The 1,837-nt window shown below is 69.2% G+C and carries 2 protein-coding genes; both read left to right on the top strand.

All coding sequences use genetic code 11. From position 1 onward, the window contains the following. Positions 1-381, top strand: a 381-nt coding sequence (locus AC1DY5_RS53875) for an aspartate dehydrogenase (protein ID WP_478122399.1), incomplete at its 5' end; no start/stop codon positions are given. A 14-nt stretch (positions 382-395) separates the two neighbouring features. Then, on the top strand, positions 396-1,837 hold a 1,442-nt coding region (locus AC1DY5_RS53880; RefSeq protein WP_478122400.1), incomplete at its 3' end, for an aldehyde dehydrogenase.

Raw genomic sequence — 1,837 nt, forward strand, 5'->3', positions numbered from 1 at the left:
GTGCGCTACACCGGCCGCAAGCCGCCGCGCGCCTGGAAGGGCACCCCGGCCGAGCGGGGCCGCGACCTCGACGCGCTGACCCGCGAGACCGTGATCTTCGAAGGCAGTGCCCGCGAAGCCGCCACGCTGTATCCGAAGAACGCCAACGTGGCCGCCACCGTGTCGCTCGCCGGCCTCGGCCTCGACCGCACGCTGGTGCGCCTGATCGCCGATCCGGCAGTGGCCGACAACGTCCACGTGGTCGAGGCCCAGGGCGCGTTCGGCAGTTTCGAACTCACGATGCGCAACAAGCCGCTGGCGGCCAATCCGAAGACTTCCGCACTGACGGTCTACAGCGCCGTGCGGGCACTGCGCAACCGCGTCGCGGCGCTGGCGATCTGAACAGAGAGAAACCGATGACTTCCTCCGAACTCCTTCCCCTCAATGTCGCCGGCGAATGGCGCCTCGGCGGCGGCGACGTCTACGAGAGCCTCTATCCGGCTACCGGCGAGCCGATCGCCCGCCTCAAGGCTGCCAGCCTGGCCGATGTCGACGAGGCCATCACGCGCGCCCACCACGCCTTCCTGACCAGCGGCTGGGCGCAGATGCTGCCGCACCAGCGCGCCACGGTGCTGCACCGCGTGGCGCAGCTGATCCGCGAGCAGTCCGAGGCCCTGGCCCAGAAGCAGCGCCTCGACAACGGCAAGCCGATCAGCGAGACCCGCAACCTGGTGGCCAGCGCCGCCGGCACATTCCAGTTCTTCGCCGCCGCGCTCGAGACGCTCGAAGACACCATCACGCCCTCGCGCGGCCCCTTCGTGACGATGAGCGTGCACGAGCCGATGGGCGTGGTCGCGGCGATCACACCGTGGAATTCGCCGATCGCGAGCGAGGCGCAGAAGCTGGCGCCGGCGCTGGCGGCGGGCAACGCGGTGGTGGTCAAGCCGGCCGAAGTGACGCCGCTGATGGCGCTTGAACTGGCCCGCATCTGCGAAGAAGCCGGCGTGCCCAAGGGCATCGTCAGCGTGCTGCCGGGCAAGGGCTCGGTGATCGGCGATGCCATCACCAAGCATCCGCTGGTCAAGCGCGTGTCCTTCACGGGCGGCACCACCACGGGCCGCCACATCGCGCACATCGCGGCCGACAAGATGATGCCGGTCTCGCTCGAACTCGGCGGCAAGTCGCCGACGATGGTGCTCGAAGATGCCGACCTCGACCATGCGGTCGCCGGCGTGCTCTACGGCATCTTCAGCTCGTCGGGCGAATCCTGCATCGCGGGCTCGCGCCTGTTCGTCGCCCGTTCGATCTACGACGAGTTCCTGACCCGGCTGGCCGAAGGCGCCAATGCGCTGCGCGTCGGCGACCCGGCGTCCGAGAGCACGCAGATGGGCCCGCTGATCACCGCCAAGCACCGCGAGGGCATCGAGCGCTACGTCGAGCTCGGCGTGTCGGAAGGCGGCCGCATCCGCACCGGCGGCGTGCGCCCGCACGGCAACGGCCTCGAGCGCGGCTATTTCTACACGCCGACGATCCTCGAAGGCCTGACCAACAACGCCCGCATCAGCCAGGAAGAGATCTTCGGTCCGGTGCTGGTGGCGATGCCCTTCGACAACGAGGAAGTGCTGATCAAGCAGGCCAACGACAGCGTCTACGCGCTGGCCGCCGGCGTCTGGAGCCGCGACTTCAAGCGCGCCTGGCGGCTAGGCCGCGCGGTGCAGGCCGGCACGGTCTGGGTCAACACCTACAAGCAGTTCTCGGTCTCGACCCCGTTCGGTGGCTGGCGCGACAGCGGCCTCGGCCGCGAGAAGGGCCGCGAGGGCATCTTCCAGTACATGGAGCAGAAGAGCATGTACTGGGG

The sequence above is a fragment of the Variovorax sp. P4_D9 genome, assembly GCF_056401695.1.